Genomic DNA, 20320 nt, shown 5'->3' with positions numbered 1-20320 from the left:
GCATTAATCGATATTGCCATTTTGTTACAGTCTCCGCCCGGAGCAATCACATGCAGCCCGGGGCGGCATATTCCGCGGCCACATTGTGAGCCATTACTGCAACTGAGCATGAGGCATGAGCGAGATGGCGTCGCCGAAAGCGCCGTCCATCTGCGAGCTGGGCCCGAGCCCTTTGCAGGGAGTGAGCTAACACACCAGCCCAGCCGCGTGCTGCATGTGAAACGCTCCGATCTGACGTCGAGGCGCCTCGTTCAGGAAAGAGAAGCGCCTGGGCTGTTCAGATTTTCTGCTGTGTTTGTCGAATAGGAAAGGGAGCTACATGAATCATCTTGGCAGCAGCCGACGTCCCACAACATCTGTGATGACGGCCGAACAGCACGAGCTTGAGCGCTGCAAGCAGGAGATTGCGCGCCTCAAACAGCTCGTTGTACGACTTTCTGAGATTGCTTTGCGCAACGTCGTAGAAAGCGCGCAAAGCGGTCGGAATGTCCCGGGGCGTCTGAGCGAGCCGCCGAAGTCATAATACGGAAAGCGACCTCGCACTTGGCTGCTCTCGGCAGAGTGGAGCGGCCCCGCTCTCGCTCCACTTGTCAGCGGCAGGGCCAATCAACCGACATCAAGAGCTCGAGCGCGGGCAGTTGTTCAGGAGAAGGAGCAATTTCGGATCGCGTTCGAGAACTCTTCAGGATGTTGAGGATTTCAAGGCTAGCTGATCGGGTTCGGCTGCTTCTGAGCGCAGTCGCTTGCGGATCTGGCTAGCTAGGTCAGGACTACATTGTCGATCAACCGAGTCGAGCCCACGTACGCTGCGACACAGAGCACCGCCGGATAGCGCAGAGGGCTCTCGGCAATCCTGAGGGTCCCAGCGTCGACAAGCTTAAGGTACTGGAGTCGATCGACCCTTTCCAAATGCTTTCTTGCAAGCGCAATCAGCGTTGACGCCTCCCGCTCCCCTCAGGCAAACTCTTGGGCTGCGGCGAACAAGCCACGGCTGATCGCAAGGCTCCGACCACGTTCTTCCGGGCTGAGATAACGGTTGCGACTGCTCATTGCCAGCCCGTCGGGCTCCCGCACGGTCGGCACGGTGACGATCTCGATCGGAATATTCAGATCAACCGTCATGCGGCGTATCACAGCGCATTGCTGAAAATCCTTCTGTCCAAAGTACGCGGCGTCCAGCTGCACCATGTTGAATAGCTTGCAGACGACAGTCGCGACACCACGAAAATGTCCGGGCCTGAAACCTCCGCAGAGCGGTTCTGCGAGTTCGCCCGGCTCGACAAATATCTCAAACTGAGCCGGATAGATCTCCTCTGCACTTGGCGCGAAGATGATGGAGACCCCGGCACTACGGCACAAGGCTTCATCGCGGGCGAAGTCCCGAGGGTACCTGCTGAGATCCTCATTTGGGCCGAACTGAGTGGGGTTGACGAAGATGCTAACGACAGTTACGTCGCAGTGTCCACGGCTAGCCGAGATCAGGGACAGGTGGCCGTCGTGCAGGTATCCCATCGTCGGAACGAACCCGATGCGCTTATCGGAGTTGCGGACGTCTGCAAGGACCCGACGCAGCTCAGCGACCTTCGTAATGACTTGCATTTCTTACCCTTGATTCAGGTGGAATTGGAGGGCACCCAGTTGGCGATGGCATGGCGAAGCTGATCGGGAAGCCGATAGCACTCCTCTGAGCCCGGGAATGCACCTTTGCGGATATCGGCAGCCCAGCGCGACAGCGCCTCCTGGAACAGCTCGAATCCATTTGTATAGGCACGAACGAATTTGGGGCGATGGCCTTCGGTTAGCCCCAAGACATCATGAAACACGAGCACTTGGCCCGAGCAATCAGGTCCGGCTCCGATCCCGATGGTGGGTATCGTGAGAAATTCGGTCGCTCGCGCGGCGAGCTCGGCAGGAATCCCCTCCAGGACCAGGGCGAAACAGCCGGCTTCCTGCAGACGGTGCGCGTCATCGAGCAGCCGCAAGGCGGTATCCGTCGTCCTTCCCTGCACCTTGAATCCACCCATGACGTTGACGCTCTGCGGGGTCAGACCGAGATGTCCCATCACAGGAATTTCGCAATCGACCAAGGCGCGTACCATCTCGACGCGTTTGGCACCACCCTCAAGTTTCACAGCATCGGCGCCACGCTGCAGAAAACCTCCTGCATTGCGAATCGTATCTTCAGAACCGACATGAAAACTCAGAAAGGGCATGTCGGCCACAAGCAGGGCATGAGGCCTCGTGCGCGCAACAGCCTCCAGGTGATGATTCATCATGGCCACGCTGACGGGCAGCGTGTTGTCGAATCCCAGGCAGACGTTTCCGACGCTATCGCCGACCAGAATGATATCGACAATGGGATCCGCGATGCGCGCCGCAACCGCATCGTAGGCGGTGGTCATCACGACACGACGCCCTTCATCCTTCCACTGCTGCAGTGCCGGAATTGTGACACGCTCTAGAGGCTGCTCTGAACTGTGGCTCATATTGAATCCGCTCCTACACCGTCGGCGCTTCCTAGAGAACGCAGGAGAAACCTGTCAATGGCATGGAGGATGGAGACCCCAGCTCTCTAGAACTGGAGAACAACGCAAAAACAGTCCAATGGTCGCGCAACCATGAGGCAAGTCCTTCTTCATCGCGACTTCACCGGCCGATGGCTCGTCTCCCCGCACGGTTTCAGCGACTATCCCGGCCGCGCCTCGATCGAGGAGTGGCGCTCGCGGCGGGCCACCATCTGCATGCGTTTTCTGGGCTGATTGCAGTGTCTCCAAACGGTGGCGGCTCGACCGACGGTGCTGCAGATGCACGCAGTGAGAGACTTCGTCTTTTGGGCACTTCTCCGAGTCTGCCACCCTAGGGGTACTCGTGAGGCTCCTGCTTCGGCGCTGGCGCACCGAGAAAAGCAAACGGGTCCCAGGCCAGGAACGCCCAAACGTGACAGGCCGCTGTAAGCGGAGCGAGAATGGCGCTCGAGTACATGTCGTCGCGAAGGCGCTCAGACCGAGCCAGCCTGGCGGCCCTGTAGGTCCTGAAGTCGATTATTTTTGCCGATCTTTCTGTCACTTGATTTCCACGCGCTCTAGAAGGCCACCCGAATTCGCAACAAGTCTGACCAGGGCGGTACCGGTCCAACTCGGTCTAGTCCTAAGCCGCTCGCAACCATCGAAGCCATATCTGATCGGCCTCTCGTCGCGCCTTGAAGCGGTTGACGCATTTCTTGGAGCAAAGGGCCGTTCGCCAGCAGTAATGGCGGATCAGCCCAAACTTTCCGCCGCATATCGCGCAGCATGTGGCTGAATGGTCGAGTGAATTACGGAAGCCAATGTGCATTCTCGCCTCCTGTCAGACATTCACCTGCGAAGCCCCGTAGCCCTCTCACGGCAGCACCACCATCGCACCAAAGGTGCGGCCGCCCGGCGGTCCTTCTCAATGGTCTTGCAGCCATCAAGAGCATGACTCTGGTTGCGGCTGCCTCGCGAAGCAGTACTTTTCGCAGAATGCCTCGCCGAGAATTTGCTCATGATAATGGATTTCTCTATCGTGATTACCGCAATTCGCTCGACATTTCGGCCAAATGCTGCAGCTCTCATGGCTAGTCCGCAGGATTGCTGCGGCAGTTGGATCAGGAGCGATTAAAGCAAGTGTCTTAAAGCACGGTCCAGCCTGCGAGCCATGGGTGCTGCATCCTCCTTGCACTATCAAACGGCAGCAATACCGACACTTTCGCCTTGCAAGATCCCGTCACTGAAGACGATTGCAACTGTTATGCATCTCACATCAGCAAGTCAGCAGCGTCACGGATGGCAGCATAAATTTCATCAAGGTCGGCCGCCGTAACGCAGTAAGGCGGCATCACGTAGATCGTGTTACCGAGTGGGCGTAACAGCAGATTCCGCGCTTGGAAGAATGCCAAAAGCTTCGGCCCGATGTCCGCCAGATAGCCGGCATCGCTCGTGATGAGTTCAAGCGCTGTGACTGTTCCTGTGCGTCGGACGTTTGCGAACCGTGAATCGGCGCAAAATGGCGCGAGTGCCTGTTCCTGCATCCTGGCCAAGGATGCGACCCGCCGGCGATATTCCTGGTCCTGCCATAGGTCCAGATTGGCCTTGGCGGCGGCGCAGGCCAATGGATTGGCCGTATATGAGCTCGAATGAAAAAACGTACGCGTGCGATCTTCAGAATAATGCGCATCAAAAATATCGGCACGACAGAGTGTGACAGCGAGTGGCAGCGCCCCAGCCGTGAGGCCTTTCGAATAGCAGGCAATATCGGGCGTGACATCGGCCTGCTCACACGCAAACAAGCTACCCGTCCGGCCCCAGCCCGTCATGACCTCGTCGGCAATGAACAGGACGTCGAAGGCTTCGCAGATCCGCTTCATCTCTCTTAGCACCGAGGGAGAATACATCAGCATTCCACCGGCACCCAATATCAGGGGCTCCACGATAAAGGCTGCGGGATGTTCGTTTCGACACGCGTTTTCAAGCGCATCGAGGGCTATTTGCTCACGATCTCTTGCCGGGAACGGAATCGAGGTCACCTCGAACATCAGCGCCCCGTAGGCCGCATTGAAGACGCCTCGGCTGCCTACCGACATCGCCCCGATCGTGTCGCCATGGTACGAGTGCTGCATCACCACAATTTGGGTTCGCTGTCTACCGGTGTTATGCCAGTAGCCGAGCGCCATTTTCAGCGCGACTTCGACGCTGGTTGACCCGCTATCGGAGAAGAACACATGCTCGAGCGCCGGGGAGGTGACCTTCAATAGTTCCGTCGCAACTAGCTCAGCCGGGTCGTGAGTGTATCCGGCGAAGATGACCTGGTTGAGCTTACCTGCCTGTTCTCGGATCGCGTTCACGATGCACGGATGGCAATGGCCGTGGGTCACGACCCACCAGGAGGAGATTGCATCGATAAGGCGTCGGCCATCTTCGGTGTAGAGATAAGCCCCCTCTCCCCGCAGCACCTTCGTCATGTCCCGCTGTAGAGCATGCTGTGTGAACGGGTGCCAGATCGGCGACCTCTTGGTTATTGTCATAGGTTCAGGAAATCACTGCCAACAAAGGAGTCTTTGAAAGCGGCCTGCAGCCTGTCGTTCGTAAGGGGAACAAGCCACGGGAGCCGTCCCAACCAACGCACTCTCCCGATCTCGCAAACCGCGCTTTCAGTTTCGGCGTTTCTTTCGCCAATGAACGCAACTCCAAGGATTCGAAGCTGACGCTTGCGAAGAGCCTCTATGGAGAGCAGGGAGTGATTGATTGTGCCCAGTCCCGTCCTTGCGCAAAGCACGACGGGAAGCTGCCAGCGCTCAAAGATGTCCATGTAAAGAGTGCGCGCTGTCAGCGGGACCATAAGTCCGCCGGCGCCCTCGATCACGAGTTGCCGCTCGCCACTGTCCGGCAGTTCAAGCATCTCTGTGTCTATGAGAACGCCGTCGATCTCCGCGGCGTAATGAGGCGACGCAGGCGTCCGAAGTCGATAGAGCTCCGGGACAATCCGATCGGATGAGAGGCCGCCGAGGCGGCGGACGCACTCGGAGTCGGTCTCTTGTTCGAGTCCAGCCTGGACCGGCTTCCAGTAATTCGCGCCGAGAAGGCTGGCGAGCCCTGCGGAAAATACCGTTTTTCCGACCCCGGTGTCCGTACCAGTCACGACGATCCGCTTATTTGTCAAAACGAGCCCCTCGTCACCTCGACAAGCGCATCGAGCATTGCGCGCACGTCCGCTTCCCCAACATTGAGTGTCAACGAAATTCGCAAACGGGCGGTGCCCGCTGGGACGGTTGGCGGCCGAATTCCGCGGATGTCGAAGCCGCGCGCCTGCAGATCAGAGGCAAGTCGCATTGCATGAGCATTGTCACCCACGATGTACGGCACGATCTGAGAGGTCGACGGCGTGTGCAAACCAAGAGAGGTGATCTGCCGATGCGCGAACGCAACGAGTTTGGCCAGCCGTTGCTGCCGCTCCGGCTCTTTCTGCAGGATGAGGAGTGCCTCTCGAACGGCAACGGCCATCAATGGTGATGGGGCGGTGGCAAAAATAAACGGACGGCAGCGGTTGACCATGAAATCGCGCAGGATGCCGGAGGTCGTAACAAGTGCACCTGCCGCACCGAGCGCTTTGCCGCAGGTATGAACGACGATGAGATTGTCGCGCCTGTCATATGGGGCCGTGAGCCCCCGTCCCTGATGCCCGTAAGCACCTGTGGCATGAGCCTCATCCACGATCAGAAATGCGTCATGGCGATCGGCGATTGCCACCAGTTCCTTGAGTGGAGCGAAGTCGCCATCCATACTGTAGAGACTTTCGGCCACAATCCAGACGCGGCCCGCTCCACCTTTGGTTCGCCAGTCGCGAATTGCGTCTTCGACCGACTGGGGATCATTGTGCGCGTGAATTCGGCACTCTGCGCGCCCGGCTCGCGCCCCTTCGTGAATACTGGCGTGCACTAGCGAGTCGAGAACGAGCAGATCGCCGCGCTGCGGCAGCGTTGTCAGGAGGGCAAAATTTGCGATGTAGCCGCCTCCAAAGAAAAGCGCTGCCTCTGCGCCAAAGAACTGAGCCGCTTCCGCTTCGAGCTGTTCATGCTCCTCGCAATTGCCGCGCAGAAGCCGCGACCCGCCGGCTCCAACCGGAGTGCCCGCCTCGAGCGCGGCGACCATCGCCTTTTTGATGCGCGGGGCGCTCCCGAGCGCCAGATAGTCGTTGGATGCGAAATCGATCCCCACGCGCGGCTTGAGACAGCGCAGCCGTTTATCTTCGTTCAAACTATTCAACGCTGCGACGTAGGGACTAAGTCTAGCTGCTTGGATTGCCCGCATTCATCGCTCCCAGGATCGCATCAAAATCACGCAAAAGATCCGTTGGCCGTTGCAGAAGGAAGGATGGCCCGTGGGGCTCAACTTGCCAGGATGCGATTGTCTCGGTCCACACGCACAATGCGCGGCTTGAATATCTTTGCTTCGGCCTCGTCAAATGAGGCATATGCAACGATAATGATCTTGTCTCCGGCCATCGCCAGTCGGGCGGCCGCACCGTTCAGGCTTATCGTGCCAGACCTCGGCGGCGCCTCGATCACGTAGGTGGCAAAGCGCGTTCCAGTTTCGACATTGTAGATTTCGACCCGCTCGTTGATCACCATTCCTGCTGCCTCCAGGAGCGTACGATCTATCGAGATCGAGCCTTCATAGTGCAGATCAGCTTCGGTCACTGAGGCGCGATGGATTTTGCCCTTCATCAAAGTTATCTGCATTTCCCACCTAGGCTGGATGCTGGGGCAACATATTGCGCGCACTGCTTCCCTCCGGCGAGCCCGGACGTGATGCCGAGCCGGGCCAGCAGATCCGCATCGCGATCAACTTTCGGGTTTTGGGTGGTCAAGAGCACGTCGCCGATGAAGATTGAATTTGCGCCGGCCAAGAAGCAGAGCGCCTGCAATTCATCGGTCATGTATTGCCGCCCGGCAGACAAGCGAAGCACACTCCTCGACATCATGATCCGGGCGGTCGCCACCAGCCGGACCAGCGCGATCGGATCGGGAGGCTCCGCGGTGTCTTCCACCGGCACGCCCTCGATCTTGTTCCATAGGTTGATCGGCACGCTTTCAGGATGGCTGGGGAGATTGGCGAGCAGCACGAGCATACCTAGGCGGTCCTCGACGTGCTCGCCCATCCCGATAATCCCGCCACAGCAGATCTTGATGCCGGCATCACGCACATGCGCCAGCGTATCAATGCGGTCCTGCAGGCTGCGGGTCGTGATGATCTTGCTGTAAAACTCGGGCGATGTGTCCACGTTGTGATTGTAGAAGTCAAGGCCGGCCTCGGCGAGGCGTGCGGCTTGGTTCGGTGTTAGCATGCCGAGCGTGACGCACGTTTCCATGCCGAGTCCCTTGACCGCGTTGACCATGTCGCAGACGGAATCGAGATCGCGATCTTTTGGAGTGCGCCAGGCCGCGGCCATGCAGAAGCGCGTGGCGCCCGCATCCTTCGCGCGCCGCGCGGTCGCAACCACATCGGCGCAAGACATCAGATGGGTGGCTTTCAGGCCGGTCTTGTAATGCGCGCTTTGCGAGCAGTAACCGCAGTCTTCCGGACAGCCGCCGGTCTTGATGCTGAGCAGGCTCGCAGTTTCGACGTGGTTTGGATCGAAGTTCTTGCGGTGAGCGCGCTGCGCCTGAAGCATCAGGTCGGCAAAAGGAAGGTCGTAGAGCGCCTTAGCCTCTTCGACGTTCCAAAGATGACGAACCTGCGCCCTGTTGCCTGTTCCCTTCCGTTGGACTTGCGCAGCAGTATCCATAAACCCATCCCGCTCGATTGTAGATAATCGCGTGAATTATCTATAGTCATCACTCTCGAAGAGATGCTAATCGAGCTGCCTCGCAAATGCACCGGTTATTGCGGTAGATAATCTATGATCACTGCTGACAACATGACGACGGTCGCGCGCATAGCGGACTCAATCGCTGAGCGCATTATCAGCGGCGCCTTAGAGCCAGGCGCGCCACTCCGTCAGGATCACCTTGCAAGAGAATTCAATTCCAGCCACGTCCCGGTGCGCGAGGCCTTTCGGCAGCTGCAGGCACAACATCTCGTTGTCGCTGTGCCGCGCCGCGGTGTTCGGGTTGCCCCGCTCGATACTCGTTCAGTGAAGGAGATCGCCGAAATGCGCGCCGCGCTCGAAGTGGTGGCATTGCGCCATTCGGGGCCAAGGCTCACAACAGCTCATTTGGCTCGGATCGAGCTCACCGTGATCGAAGGAGACAATGCAAAGACGATCGTGGAGTTTGAGGTGGCCAACCGCGCCTTTCACCAAGCCTTGGTCGCGCCGTGCGGAATGCCGCGTCTGCTCGCGAGCCTCGATGGACTGCAGCTTGCCAATTCTCGATTGGTGTTCGCGATGGCGCGATCGGTGGGCTGGCGACCGCGCTCCAATCAAGATCACCGTCTGATTCTGCAAGCCTTGCGAACACGCAACGTCGATCAAGCCTGTAACCTGCTGACGCGGCACATTCAAACCATTGAGCGCCTCGCCCTTCCGGCGTCCTGAGCAAATCTGGCAAGTTTCATTGCGGATCGCCGACGATCGCAAGCAACGATCATGCAGCAAGCGACTAGCCTCATTGCAACGAGCTCTATTCCCAGATAGTTATAGCACCCTAGCGACATCTCCACGGACAGCCATGATTCGTCACATCGTCTTGTTCAGCGCCAAGGACGAGGCGCATATCGACCAGATCATCGAAGGTCTTTCGCTTCTCACCACGATACCACATGCGCGCCGGCTTGAGGTTGCCCGCAACAGCAAGACCGATCAGCTCGGCAACGATATAGACATCGTGGTCTATGGTGAGTTCGACAGCGAGACGGAGCTCGCAGCGTACAAAGCGCACGATCTCTATCAGGAGTCGGTTAAACGGGTCCGACCGCTCCGCGAGCTGCGGTTCGCGGCCGACTACGATGTAACAATAGATGCCGCTTTCGCCTCCACGGCAGGATGATCAGGTGCTGTCGCAGCAAGAGGTTCACGGCCGGGTTAACTTGGCAATGGGCCTCAAGTTTCGGCCCATCGCAGACAAGCGTCGTTCTCATCGGGTGGGGCAACAGATGGAACGGCACTTTCACGACGTCAGCCGCAGGTGACCGATAAGCCGATGTACGTTCGCGAGCTGCAGTGGGTTGAACCTGTCACAGCGGTGCGATGTCTTGGGCATCGATCGCATCTCACGTTTCTCGATAGCGCAGCAAGGCACGAGCTGCTTGGGCGCTACTCATACCTAACGTGCGACCCGTTCAGCACCTATAGAGTCGCGAACGGCCGAGCCAGTTGGAACGGACTGACTCTCGAGGCCGATCCATGGAAGGTTCTTCGAACGCTACTCGCGAAGTACCCGCAAGAGCATCGTCCGGATCTCCCGCCGTTCCAGGGAGGAGCGGCAGGCTACCTTGCCTACGACATGAACAGGACATTGGAGCGACTGTCTGCGCCGGCAATTGCCGGTCTGGGTTTGCCCCAATCCATCCTGCATTTTTATGATGTGGTCATCAGCTTCGACCACGGGGATAACAAATGCTGGATCGTCTCGACGGGATGGCCGGAGCAGGATCGCGCGCGACGGAGCGAACGAGCGCGTCGTCGAGCCGACGAGTTTGCAGCATTGCTTGCCGGTCCAAAGGCGCCACAGAAGGGTTGTCCCAGCAAAGCGGGCGCATGGCGCTCGAACTTCAGCCGCGAGGGCTACATTGCCGCGGTGCAGCGCGTGATCGACTTGATCCTGGCCGGTGACGTTTTCCAGACGAATATTGCGCAGCGTTTCAGCACCCGCCTGCCGACCTCGTTTGATCCGCTCGCCTTCTATTGCCAGCTGCGATCATTGAATCCGGCACCTTTTGCGGCCCTGCTGCGATGGGGAAAGCTGACCATCGCATCAAGTTCGCCCGAACGATTTCTGAAGCTTGAGGGGCGACAAGTCGAGACACGACCCATCAAGGGCACAATCGCGCGTTCGCCTGATTCTAAGGAAGACCACCGCCGTGCGGCTGTTCTCCTCGCTTCCGAAAAGGATCATGCCGAGAACACGATGATTGTCGACCTTTTGCGAAACGATCTGTCACGCGTTTGCACTGCGCATTCGGTCGAGGTTCCGGCCCTGTGCAATCTCGAGTCCTATGCCTCGGTGCACCATCTCGTGTCGATCGTTATGGGGGAACTTGCCGGAGAGGAAGACGCCGTTAGCCTGCTCCGTGTTTGCTTTCCGGGCGGCTCCATTACGGGAGCGCCAAAGCTGCGGTCGATGGAAATTATTACAGAAATCGAGCGCATAGCGCGAGAGGTCTATTGCGGGGCGATCGGCTTCATCGGCTTCAACGGGCACATGGACACAAGTATTGCGATCCGCACTGTCACGATCGACGGCGACCTGGCTGTGTTTCATGCAGGCAGCGGTATAACGGCCCTGTCGGAGCCCAAGGCCGAATACGAGGAAGTGCTCGCCAAGGCAGAGCGAATCTTTAATGCATTTGGTTCTGAACCAGCTGGTGCATTTTGATTGTGATCATCGATAATTACGATTCCTTCGTGTTCAACATTGCCCGCTATTTTCACAAGCTCGGTGAAGCCACGAAAGTGATCCGAAACGACGCTATCAGCATCAGCGAGCTCGTTGGTCTCAATCCGCGCGCGGTGGTGATATCGCCCGGCCCCTGCACCCCAACAAAGGCAGGAATATCGATAGCAGTGGTCCGCGAACTTTCAGGGCGCGTGCCAATTCTTGGCATCTGCCTTGGACATCAGTGTATTGCTAGCGTTTTCGGAGGACGGGTGGCGCGTGCGTATCGACCCATGCACGGTCGGCGCTCATACGTTGCGCATGACGGCCGAGGGTTATTCAAGGGGCTGCCGACCCCGCTTGACGTCGGGCGCTACCATTCTCTTATCGTCGAGCTTGATCAGTCATGTGCGCAGAACTTCATAGTGACAGCGCGTTCGGAGGAAGGCGAGATCATGGCCCTCACGCACGGCTATTATCCCACCTATGGGGTCCAGTTCCATCCCGAGTCGATACTTACCTCACAGGGGCACGTCCTGCTTATGAACTTCTTGCGACTGACAGAGGATTTCCGAAACCACGCGGAGCAATGAGAGGCTCCATCAAGATGGTGGACCGTTGGTTTCCGAAGCGGTTGGAAGGCGCAGCGTCATATGGCAGGCATTTTGTGGAAATCAGCGCTGTTCCGTGCTCGGCTCCGCAGTCAGCGGCGCGCCTCCGACAGAAACCGGACCTTGCGGTTTCGAGGGCCGGACGTCTCTCTTGGCCGGCTTGGATGTGGTACGCACGGGTGGCGAAGTGGTAGAAGTAGCAGGAGAAGCAATATGCGCCGGATTCTGCAGCTCCTCGATTCTTTGGGCCAGGGCTGCGATCTGATCCGAGACCCGCTTTAGCTCGGCTTGCTGCGCATCGACGTTGCGATTGAGCTCGGCAATTTCATCGGCTGTCTTCTGCTGCCCTGATTGGATCCCTAAAAGGACGTCCCTATCCTCAGGTGACAAGCCAAGCGTGGGAGGCACGACTTCATGCGCCGGCGGCGCCTCCGCAAACGTTTCGATATTCGTCCAAAAATAGGCGCCTCCGGCGCAAAAAGCGAGCAATACGGCTAGAAGAGCAACGATCCACCGAAAGCCTTTCGACGGTCTCTGCAGGACCGGCGGCAACTCCGATGCTTGGGATTGATCCTGCACAGCCACACCCCGCTCTCATCATCTCGATCTGCTTTGGTTGTTCTCGTTGCCGCGATAGCAGAAGATGGTCAAGAGCTGCCGCGAGCCGCAACCCCCGCTGCATCGTTTTCAGCAATGTTGTCCCCAAAACCGGGGCTTCATCGCATCAGGGTTTGTACGAGCTGCGCATTGCGCCCCAGGTGGTGAGGTAAATAATGAGGGCCGGTAGAGGGGGTTACCCGTGAAGCACATTCATACCTGCTTGCTCTTGAGGGGGCCGCCTCACTCAAACGCTGTGCGCGTTGGGGATTTGCTGGGTGACGCCCTGCTGGGTGACGCCCCCAGCGCTCCTGTGCCTGATTGTTCGAGGGTCGATAGTTGTCGCGCCGAAGTTGACCTGGCGCAGAAATGCTGCGCAAGCCACGCAAAAAGCGCGTGATGCGGGCGCAATCATAAGACTAACTATATCGTTCGATGGAGAGGGACCTACGTTGTTAGTGGGCACTGCACGAAGCCCAGCCAGGAGATCAGATCCGCCGTTCAAAAACGGCGGGCACGACATGCGAAAGCGAAGCGTTTCGAGGAAGCGGATCCCTACGGCTGCTTAAGCAGGTCATCTACAACCGCCGGGCCGCCATACGTGGAAAACCATACCAGCGCACTCTGTCCGGCTGCGTACCGTCTTGCGTGACGTCTTGCAGGGATCCTATCGCGCCAAAGGTCGATCGCGGGATCTAAATGAAAGCAAATGCGAGTAGGCTAGAGCAAAGCAGCGCAAGCCCAGCGGCTGTCAGCGCCAACAGGCTGCCGGACACAATGTCATGATTGCGCATGAACCGTCCTTCATGGGGAAGCAGCACGAGGGGGCGGCTGCCTTCACGGTGAATAGCCGACCACCCGATTACTACTCAAATTCGCTGCACTATTCCTGCGGTCTGCGAGGGAAAATGCATTTTTTGAGCGCAAATGTCCCGCTGTTCGGTGGCGGCGAGAACGAACGAGTATCAAATTTTGTGAAGTGTTGGTGGCCAATAGGCTGTGTGGGTGGGATGCCCCGTAAGGCCGCCACTCTCGAAGGCACCGGATGTGAGCCGTTTCATAATTGCGATATATCGTTTCGAGTAATCCTGGTTGCATGCGCGTTCTCCTAACTGGTAAAGCACCAACCCGCATATTCCGAAAAAGGCTGCTAAGAATTCTACGACGTGCAATGTCGCCGGCTCGAGGGTCCCTAGGGGGTCGTCGCATCGACAATTGTCCACTTTCATTGGAGGTATTAATGCCGTCCTCGCTTTGTGGCGTTCCAGCGCTCCAGGCAGAGGCTCTGCGACGTCGCGGGCTAGCAGAATTGGGATCGCTGCCGCGGATGTCTCAGAGGCGGCGGATGGCAGCGCAAAAGTCGCGGCGGATGCAGGTGCCGCTGCAGAGAGCGAAACGATGGTCGAGGCCAGGAGCAAGATGAGTTTGCTCTTGCAAGCGACATATTTTGATTCATAGCCGTAGAACATTGCTCGTGCCAAACCCGATGTACTCTCAGCGCGCCGGTTCTTCTTGCATGCTTGAGCCAGCCGCGAGATGGTAGCAAGATCGTTCCAGCTTTGGCACGGGCACTCATCAACATGCACCCACAGCCTGATTGATGCGATGCAAGTTGGATGAGGGCCGGGTAGTTGGCGGTGAGTTTGTCTTCGCGTGCCACGCGCCGGTATGCTCGACGTTGTTGAGGAAGCGCTCGACGGAATTCCGGTTCAAATAGAGATGCGGGCGAAGATTGATTGGATCTCAGCGATTGCAGCGCGGCGGAATGTTGGCCGATGCGCCTTCTTCCGGTCCGCATCATAACCTCGGCCGTCCAGGAGCATTGCTCCTGACTTTAGGTGAGATACAAGTCTTTCGGCGAGTCATTCGCCTCACGCGAACTTGCTTGTGACCAAATCGTCGGCGTTACTTCATCATCGCTTCGACCTCTGCACGAAAAGCTTGGCGTGAGGTATCTCGTGAATAGAACATATGGCCGCCCGGATAGACTACAAGCTTGAGGCGCGGCGCCGAGGCAAACGGCGGCAACTGATCCAGCACGATCTGCGATGCGAAATAGGGGGTGACGAGGTCAAACAGGCCGTGTGCGACGAGCAATTTCATCTTCCGGTCCGTTGCCAGAATCTGGCGCAGCTGTGAAAGGGACTCTGGAGAGCCGCGACCGAAATCCCAAGCCCGCCCAACCGCGCCGTTGCGCAGCTCGTAAGACCCGTCCGGCCGCCAATTAAGCTTGCGCGTAAGCAGATCGACAGTGGCGCTGGTCAGAGGCGCCAATAGCGTATCGCTGGAGGGATCACCGGAAAGTGGGAAATCGGAGTCCGGATACGGATTGAGGCCACGCACCGAGGCGTCATAATTGCCAATTAACTTACCGTTTTTACGCTCGAGTTCACGGCGGAACTCCGGGAGGCCGAAGCGGCCCGCCAGCCTACGACTGACCTTCTGGTCGATGCCGGTCAGCGCTGCGGCCTTGTCGGCCAGGCGCGTGGTCGCTTCATTGTCCGCCTGGCCTTTCATGAGATCGACCAGAAACTCGCCGCGTGCATAGGCTTCCACGTCGGCAAGATCAGATCGCTTTACCGGACCCTCGGCTTCGCGCAGGGTCGCGACATAGCTTGGCAGGGTTGCGACGTATCGCAGCAGGCTCGTGCTGGTAAACTGACTGTAGTCGAACAGTGGCGAGACCATAATCAGTCCCTTGATGCCTATGCCCTGCTGCATCTGCAACTGCTGGACAACCTTTGGCCCGCGAATCCCGCCATAGCTTTCACCCACGATGTATTTCGGCGACAACAGCCGGTCATGCATTTCGAGCCAGCGGCGGACCACCAGCGCGAGCGCGTTGACGTCGCCGTCAACGGAATAGAGCTGCTTGCGCGCATCATCGCCGGTTCCGACGAAGCGGCTATAGCCGGTGCCTACGGGGTCAAGAAACACGAGATCGGTGAAATCGAGCCAAGTTTCCGCGTTTGGCCGCGCCTCCGGAAAGGTCGATGGCGTGACCTCGTCCGCATTGATCGGCAACCGCCACGGTCCGGCATTACCGAGGTGCAGCCAGGCCGATGATGAGCCCGGTCCGCCATTGAAGAAGAATGTTACGGGGCGCGAGCCGCGGTCGGCTCCGTCAAGCTGATAGGCAGTATAGGCGATGTCGGCCTGGGGCTCGCCCTTGTCGTCGAATAGGCGGATGGAGCCGGCGGTCGCGACGAAAGAAAGCGTCCGCCCGGGGAGCTCAAGCGTTTGCGCGGTGCTGGAGTCCGGCGGCAGGCGATGCTGCTCGGCCGGCGATCGCATACTCGGCGTTTGCCCAGCGCCAGCCTTCTGGCCGGGCGGCGTAGTGACCTGAACAGGCGCCGAATCGGCGGCTAGTGCGCTCTCCATTCCCCCGCAGGCAAACAGGATCAGCGCAAGAGAGGTGTGGCGCAGCGCGGTCAAATGCATCGAGTTTCTCCTGTCCCGGCGCGCACCCTGTGCGCGGAACCCATCTGTCAAAGCAATTCTGATCGCTAACTCATTTGGGGGTACAACAAACCTACTAGAGCCAGTAGTCGTCTTCATCACCGCGTGCGCGCACAAAGGGGGAATTCCCTCCGTGCATACAAATCTAACCGGGTGGACCCCCAACTCGCCGACGAGCATGCGGTGTTATCGATGCGTGCTTCTGCCGGCTCAAGGAGGTTTCAGCGCGTTACAACCGGCTACGACAAGCTTGCGAGAAATCTCCTGGCCGTCGTTTACCTTGTCGCCATCGTCAGAGTGAGTATTGGATCCTTGGCCCGACTCCTAATCCTCCTCGCGGCTTTTACGATCATGTTGGCGGCACGTGACCAGCACCAAAATGGCTTCGTGCCACGCCCGACGGCATCCATGCCCCCGGTTGACGTGCCGTAACACAAGCACCTGCCTATGTCCTCTAACGACTTGACGCACTTCATCAATATTGGGCAATCACTCAGACCCATACTTGCGATCTGCACCGCAGCTGTAGGCAGCACATCTTCCGCCCTGGCGTGGGGACAGCTACGTCATTCTGTCATCGCGGAACTGGCCTAGCGGCACTTAAGTCCGGCAGCTCAAGCTCAAGGAGCCGATCGGCACACTTCGCTGGCCGCCAACTCAAACTGGGTGGGCGACTATAAATCAACGCCGGAAGGAAAGGACACCTATCGCCGGCATTTCGTCGATATCGACATCGAGCGGCCGACATATGACGTCGCTCTTGGTTGCAAGGTTGGACACAACCAGGGAACCTGCATCCTCGAAGGTCTTCCGGCGGCGATTGCGATCCTCAAAGACAATTCACGCCCTGAGGAAGACAGGTTGCGTGCGCTGAGGCTCGTTGTCCATCTGGCTGGGGACCTGGAGCAGCCGTTCACGCAAGCGAACACAACGGCGATCAATGCGGTAACAAGCTTTATGTCATCTTGCACGCGAAGCGACCCGACGGCACGTGATGTACGCGCGCGCCGACATTCCACAGCATGTGGGAGGACCTCTCTGGTCGGTCACCAAGCGTATCTTGGGAGAGTTAAACTGATGCGCTAGATGCCGGTCCGCTGCCGACAGTCGAAGCCCCGCCCTATGATGAAGCACGAGTTGCTGCTTGCGCGAACGATACGCACGCCCTGGGTATAAGAGCCTATCAGCTCCTGCCCGCAGGAACGCAGGACCACAACGATTCGGGCCACGCCGTAGGATCAGCAACGATTATGCCGTAGCCATCAAAGCGGACCTGGATCGCGAGGTGGTAAAGGAAGCCGCGCGTCTTAAGGCTATTCTGGAAGATGCACTCGGCAATTCCTAGACGAACTGCCAACCTTAGGTCGGCCGCAGAACACCTCCCACTAATTCTCGATAATCATGATTTAACAAGATCAGTGTTGGATGCTTTGTACACTCGAAGTCCGCACGATATCCGAGGACGGTTCTGCGCGATGAGGGTCGTGCGGCTTGAAGGCAATCGGCGCGCGAACCGCGTACTAAGCTAAGGTTGAAACTCATTAAATCCACCATACACCAGATCGCAGCATCCAGCAGATACTATTGAGGACGCGTCGGTCGTTTTACCCGAGGGTCTCCACGCGGCTTGTTTGGTAGCATAGATCCGATAGCTGCCCATTCGTAGCGTTAGTTCATGGCGCATGATTCGAAGCCCCAGTTTGGGAGCTTGAATCACGGGCGCCGGGCCAATCACAATGCTTTGCCATGTCAGGCCGACTTGTCCTCACGACTGCCCTCAAGCTTATCTCGCAAGGCCGTGATCACGCGATGGACAATCCGTATATCCTTGACCGACAGCCCTTCTGAAAGATCGTTGATCCAAGGAGCCTGCAACTCCATTGCGGCTTCGAAGGCGCGCTGTCCATTCGTAGTGAGCACGACGAGCTGCGCCCGTCGGTGATGCGGGTTGACCTCAAAAGATACGAGGCCCTCTCTGTGCAGATCATTGATAATCCGCTGCACGTTTTGACGATTGCCGCCGATGTCACGAGCGAGCCAAGCGACCGGTTGGGGACGTTCGGCGGACACAATGGCGCCAAGCACCTGCCAGCGTGCGCTTGTTAGGCCGAGCGGGGCGACCAGACGGTCGCCGGCTGTCAGAAATAGGCTGTCGAGCCTGAATAGATCGAGAACAAGGTCGGTCAGGGCGTCACCCTCCGGGGTTCGCTTGGCTCTATTCATTTGTCACCATTGTTTTGTATTGACATCATGATGTCAACGTGGTACGTGAACATGATACCAATTAGACATCACGTATCAAAGAGCAATGGAGGCACTCATGTCGCTGCTACGCCCACTCGACCCTTCTTTCCCGATCGACCGCCAGATCGCTATTGAGGCAAATTCGGTCGTCCTGGTGAACCCATTCACACTCGACAAAGCCGATGAGGCGGCTTTTCTCAAGACCTGGCAGGACGACGCAGCGTTCATGAAGCGACAGCCGGGCTTCATTTCCACTCAGCTGCACAGAGCTCTCGGCGACAGCTCGACCTATCTGAACTACGCCGTCTGGGAATCCACCGCACACTTCCGCGCGGCCTTCACCCATCCTGACTTTCTAGCAAAAATCGCCAGCTATCCGGCCTCCGCGATAGCCTCCCCTCATCTGTTCCAGAAAGTTGCCGTGCGCGGCATCTGCGTTGCCTAGCCCTGCTCTTTTTAGGAAGGGAAGATACTCATGATCAAGTTGATCCATCCTGTCGCTGGTGCCTTGGCTATCGGAACGATCGGCACATTTTGGCTGTCGACGGTACTCAGCGAGCTGTTCGCGTCCCATGCCACAGTTGCAGCGGTTAAGAGCACCATACCGTGGGGTTTCTTGTTGCTGATTCCGACGCTCGCTGCGACCGGTGGTACAGGTGTCATCTTGGCAAAGGCGCGCCGGGCCGGACTGATCGGGGCCAAATTCAAGCGCATGCCATTCATTGCAGGAAACGGCATCGTGATTCTTATTCCGTCTGCGCTCTTCCTCGCGTCCAAGGCTCAGGCGGCAGAATTCGATGGCACGTTCTATGCTGTGCAGGTGATCGAGCTCGTCGCGGGCGCAACAAACATTGCACTTCTTGCTCTCAACATGCGGGACGGTCTCAAAATGAAGGGATGGTTGCGCCACAAACCCGCTTGATCAACTGAACCAGAACCGCGCGGACAACTGACCTGAGGCCCGGTATTGTCGTGGCTTTATGAGTACGCGCCCTAAAATGTTCTAGTTCTCCCGCCGGAGAACAGGCCGGGTGGTATCAGAATGCGTAGCCCGATCAGCAGTTTAGAACGTTCGGCCCTTCAGTTTACCTTCGGCAGCATAACCCTGACCGTGGTAACACTGGCCTGCTTGTACCTTCACGCGCATTTCGCTGCGACGGCGTTCGCGTATTTGTTAGTGATCTTGCTGTTTTCGCTGATGGGCAGTTTCATTGCGTCGTCGGCGCTTTGCATCGTAACCATCGCTGCTCTCGCTTACTACTTTGCGCCGCCGGCGTTCAGCCTGCGAATCGATGACCCCCAAGATCTGCCGGTGGTAGTTGCATTCTTTATTGCCTCGATTGTGGGAGCGCACCTGGTCGGAAAGCTCCGCCAGGAAAGAGAGGCTGCGCGTGTCGTTGCGGCCAAGCTTCAGCGGAGTGCGGCCGATTTGGAGGATCGCGAAAAGCGGTGGCGCGCCATCTTCGAGCACAATCCCGCCATGTACTTCATGGTCGATGAAGCCGGCACTATCCTCAACGTCAATACGCTCGGCGCGACACAACTCGGTTATGCTCCTGCTGAACTGGCCGGTCGATCAGTGCTGGACGTATTTCTCGAGGAGGATCGCGCGTTCGTTCGAGAATGCGTTCGGACGTGCCTTGAGGATGTCGGACAGACGCGCACGTGGGACGTCCAGAAAGTCAGTAAGGACGGATCGGTGTTGTGGGTACGTGAAAACGCCAAAGCCATGCTCTGGGGCGATGAGCAGCCCATTGTCCTTATCGCCTGCGAAGATATCACGGAGCGAAGGCGGACCGAACTCGCCCTGCAGCGGAGCGAAGCACATTTAGCCCAGGCGCAGGAGTTGAGTCACACAGGCAGCTTCAGCTGGAACCCCACTACGGGCGAGGCCTTCTGGTCGAAGGAAACATTTCGCATTTTCCAATTAGATCCTGACACAGTGCAGCCGGGGCCGCAGCTCGTCGTTGAGCGCACTCATCCGGATGATAAGGCTTCGGTTAAAGAAATTATCGATCGCGCGATGCGAGACCCGAGCGATTTCGAGCACGAATACCGGCTTCTGCTACCGGACGGCTCGGTAAAGCACATCCATGCGCAGGCACGGGCGACGAGAACAGCCTCTGGTGACATCGAGTTTGTTGGAGCAGCGACGGATATCACGGCGTCGAGGCGAGCAGAACAGCAGCTGCGCCGCAGCGAGGCTTATCTGGCCGAGGCCCAGCATCTCAGTCACACGGGCAGCTGGTCCTGGGACGTCTACCGTCTAGATTTCGTGTATCGCTCCGCCGAGGTCGATCGTCTGTTTGGCTTTAGCCCACAAGAGCCGGTATCGATCGAGACCATTCGATCGCGCATC

At 58.1% G+C, this 20320-nt stretch carries 17 protein-coding genes and 2 pseudogenes; 9 read left to right on the top strand and 10 right to left on the bottom strand.

All coding sequences use genetic code 11. The features are described 5' to 3' along the window. Positions 1-759: 759 nt before the first annotated feature. A pseudogene (panC, locus tag GGD62_RS39355) lies at positions 760-1599 on the bottom strand (pantoate--beta-alanine ligase). Positions 1600-1613: 14 nt separating this feature from the next. Next, entirely contained in the window at positions 1614-2486 is an 873-nt protein-coding gene (panB, locus tag GGD62_RS39350) for a 3-methyl-2-oxobutanoate hydroxymethyltransferase (RefSeq protein ID WP_183714491.1), read from the bottom strand. A 132-nt stretch (positions 2487-2618) separates the two neighbouring features. On the opposite strand from panB, the gene GGD62_RS39345 reads away from it, so the two are divergent. Next, the gene (locus GGD62_RS39345) at positions 2619-2759 is read left to right on the top strand and encodes a hypothetical protein (protein WP_183714489.1); all 141 of its coding nucleotides are present in this window, start codon (positions 2619-2621) and stop codon (positions 2757-2759) included. A gap of 1016 nt (positions 2760-3775) precedes the next feature. On the opposite strand, the gene GGD62_RS39340 is transcribed toward GGD62_RS39345, so the two are convergent. The 5 genes from GGD62_RS39340 to bioB all read right to left on the bottom strand — a co-directional run bounded on the left by GGD62_RS39340 (position 3776) and on the right by bioB (position 8301). Then, positions 3776-5041, bottom strand: coding sequence for an adenosylmethionine--8-amino-7-oxononanoate transaminase (locus tag GGD62_RS39340; protein WP_183714486.1), 1266 nt, complete (start codon positions 5039-5041; stop codon positions 3776-3778). Beyond that, positions 5038-5676 carry a dethiobiotin synthase gene (gene bioD, locus GGD62_RS39335; protein WP_183257634.1) on the bottom strand — a complete coding sequence of 213 codons (639 nt, stop codon included), beginning with the start codon at positions 5674-5676 and terminating at the stop codon, positions 5038-5040. Before bioD ends, GGD62_RS39340 begins: the two co-directional genes overlap by 4 nt. After that, positions 5673-6824 carry an 8-amino-7-oxononanoate synthase gene (locus GGD62_RS39330; protein WP_183714483.1) on the bottom strand — a complete coding sequence of 384 codons (1152 nt, stop codon included), beginning with the start codon at positions 6822-6824 and terminating at the stop codon, positions 5673-5675. The genes bioD and GGD62_RS39330 overlap by 4 nt, the downstream gene beginning before the upstream one ends. A gap of 77 nt (positions 6825-6901) precedes the next feature. After that, complete coding sequence (gene panD, locus GGD62_RS39325; RefSeq protein WP_104463782.1) at positions 6902-7255, bottom strand: aspartate 1-decarboxylase; 354 nt, start codon at positions 7253-7255, stop codon at positions 6902-6904. Further along, positions 7246-8301 carry a biotin synthase BioB gene (gene bioB / locus GGD62_RS39320; RefSeq protein WP_183714480.1) on the bottom strand — a complete coding sequence of 352 codons (1056 nt, stop codon included), beginning with the start codon at positions 8299-8301 and terminating at the stop codon, positions 7246-7248. The genes panD and bioB overlap by 10 nt, the downstream gene beginning before the upstream one ends. Before the next feature lie 114 nt (positions 8302-8415). Between bioB and GGD62_RS39315 the strand changes: the two genes are divergently transcribed. The 4 genes from GGD62_RS39315 to GGD62_RS39300 all read left to right on the top strand — a co-directional run bounded on the left by GGD62_RS39315 (position 8416) and on the right by GGD62_RS39300 (position 11643). Then, a complete protein-coding gene (locus tag GGD62_RS39315) occupies positions 8416-9051 on the top strand; it encodes a GntR family transcriptional regulator (RefSeq protein ID WP_183714477.1) in 636 nt (211 codons plus the stop codon). Positions 9052-9184: 133 nt separating this feature from the next. Further along, positions 9185-9502 (top strand): Dabb family protein, encoded by a 318-nt coding sequence (locus tag GGD62_RS39310; RefSeq protein ID WP_104463779.1) that lies wholly within the window; start codon positions 9185-9187, stop codon positions 9500-9502. Positions 9503-9655: 153 nt separating this feature from the next. Next, positions 9656-11050: an aminodeoxychorismate synthase component I gene (gene pabB / locus GGD62_RS39305; RefSeq protein WP_183714474.1), complete on the top strand. Its 1395-nt coding sequence runs from the start codon at positions 9656-9658 to the stop codon at positions 11048-11050. Beyond that, positions 11047-11643 (top strand): aminodeoxychorismate/anthranilate synthase component II, encoded by a 597-nt coding sequence (locus tag GGD62_RS39300; RefSeq protein WP_183714471.1) that lies wholly within the window; start codon positions 11047-11049, stop codon positions 11641-11643. The genes pabB and GGD62_RS39300 overlap by 4 nt, the downstream gene beginning before the upstream one ends. An 81-nt stretch (positions 11644-11724) precedes the next feature. Here GGD62_RS39300 and GGD62_RS39295 read toward each other — a convergent pair whose 3' ends face one another. Continuing rightward, positions 11725-12246, bottom strand: a complete 522-nt coding sequence (locus GGD62_RS39295; protein ID WP_183714468.1) for a hypothetical protein — start codon at positions 12244-12246, stop codon at positions 11725-11727. A gap of 1917 nt (positions 12247-14163) precedes the next feature. Continuing rightward, positions 14164-15699: a S10 family serine carboxypeptidase-like protein gene (locus GGD62_RS39290; protein WP_179733769.1), complete on the bottom strand. Its 1536-nt coding sequence runs from the start codon at positions 15697-15699 to the stop codon at positions 14164-14166. Between the two features lie 654 nt (positions 15700-16353). Here GGD62_RS39290 and GGD62_RS42000 point away from each other — a divergent pair. Next, positions 16354-16803: pseudogene (locus GGD62_RS42000) on the top strand (S1/P1 nuclease); the annotation flags it as partial. A gap of 663 nt (positions 16804-17466) precedes the next feature. On the opposite strand, the gene GGD62_RS39280 reads toward GGD62_RS42000, so the two are convergent. Then, complete coding sequence (locus GGD62_RS39280; RefSeq protein ID WP_183257640.1) at positions 17467-17940, bottom strand: MarR family winged helix-turn-helix transcriptional regulator; 474 nt, start codon at positions 17938-17940, stop codon at positions 17467-17469. Positions 17941-18037: 97 nt separating this feature from the next. Between GGD62_RS39280 and GGD62_RS39275 the strand changes: the two genes are divergently transcribed. From GGD62_RS39275 to GGD62_RS39265, 3 genes are all read left to right on the top strand, one after another. Continuing rightward, entirely contained in the window at positions 18038-18406 is a 369-nt protein-coding gene (locus GGD62_RS39275; RefSeq protein ID WP_244550795.1) for an antibiotic biosynthesis monooxygenase, read from the top strand. Between the two features lie 30 nt (positions 18407-18436). Continuing rightward, entirely contained in the window at positions 18437-18883 is a 447-nt protein-coding gene (locus tag GGD62_RS39270; protein ID WP_183714465.1) for a hypothetical protein, read from the top strand. 120 nt (positions 18884-19003) lie between these two features. After that, on the top strand, positions 19004-20320 hold a 1317-nt coding region (locus GGD62_RS39265), incomplete at its 3' end, for a PAS domain S-box protein (protein WP_183714462.1).

It is taken from the genome of Bradyrhizobium sp. ERR14 (genome assembly GCF_014198235.1).
Lineage (GTDB): Bacteria > Pseudomonadota > Alphaproteobacteria > Rhizobiales > Xanthobacteraceae > Bradyrhizobium.
This window is presented reverse-complemented; position numbering and strand designations above follow the sequence as displayed.

Excerpts from the sequence above, each read along its gene's own strand:
- panB (WP_183714491.1), bottom strand. The coding sequence starts at position 2,486 with ATGAGCCACAGTTCAGAGCAGCCTCTAGAGCGTGTCACAATTCCGGCA.
- GGD62_RS39310 (WP_104463779.1), top strand. The coding sequence starts at position 9,185 with ATGATTCGTCACATCGTCTTGTTCAGCGCCAAGGACGAGGCGCATATC.
- GGD62_RS39275 (WP_244550795.1), top strand. The coding sequence starts at position 18,038 with ATGTCGCTGCTACGCCCACTCGACCCTTCTTTCCCGATCGACCGCCAG.
- GGD62_RS39270 (WP_183714465.1), top strand. The coding sequence starts at position 18,437 with ATGATCAAGTTGATCCATCCTGTCGCTGGTGCCTTGGCTATCGGAACG.
- pabB (WP_183714474.1), top strand. The coding sequence starts at position 9,656 with ATGTACGTTCGCGAGCTGCAGTGGGTTGAACCTGTCACAGCGGTGCGA.
- bioB (WP_183714480.1), bottom strand. The coding sequence starts at position 8,301 with ATGGATACTGCTGCGCAAGTCCAACGGAAGGGAACAGGCAACAGGGCG.
- panD (WP_104463782.1), bottom strand. The coding sequence starts at position 7,255 with ATGCAGATAACTTTGATGAAGGGCAAAATCCATCGCGCCTCAGTGACC.
- GGD62_RS39290 (WP_179733769.1), bottom strand. The coding sequence starts at position 15,699 with ATGCATTTGACCGCGCTGCGCCACACCTCTCTTGCGCTGATCCTGTTT.
- GGD62_RS39280 (WP_183257640.1), bottom strand. The coding sequence starts at position 17,940 with ATGAATAGAGCCAAGCGAACCCCGGAGGGTGACGCCCTGACCGACCTT.
- GGD62_RS39345 (WP_183714489.1), top strand. The coding sequence starts at position 2,619 with ATGAGGCAAGTCCTTCTTCATCGCGACTTCACCGGCCGATGGCTCGTC.
- GGD62_RS39340 (WP_183714486.1), bottom strand. The coding sequence starts at position 5,041 with ATGACAATAACCAAGAGGTCGCCGATCTGGCACCCGTTCACACAGCAT.
- GGD62_RS39315 (WP_183714477.1), top strand. The coding sequence starts at position 8,416 with ATGATCACTGCTGACAACATGACGACGGTCGCGCGCATAGCGGACTCA.
- GGD62_RS39330 (WP_183714483.1), bottom strand. The coding sequence starts at position 6,824 with ATGCGGGCAATCCAAGCAGCTAGACTTAGTCCCTACGTCGCAGCGTTG.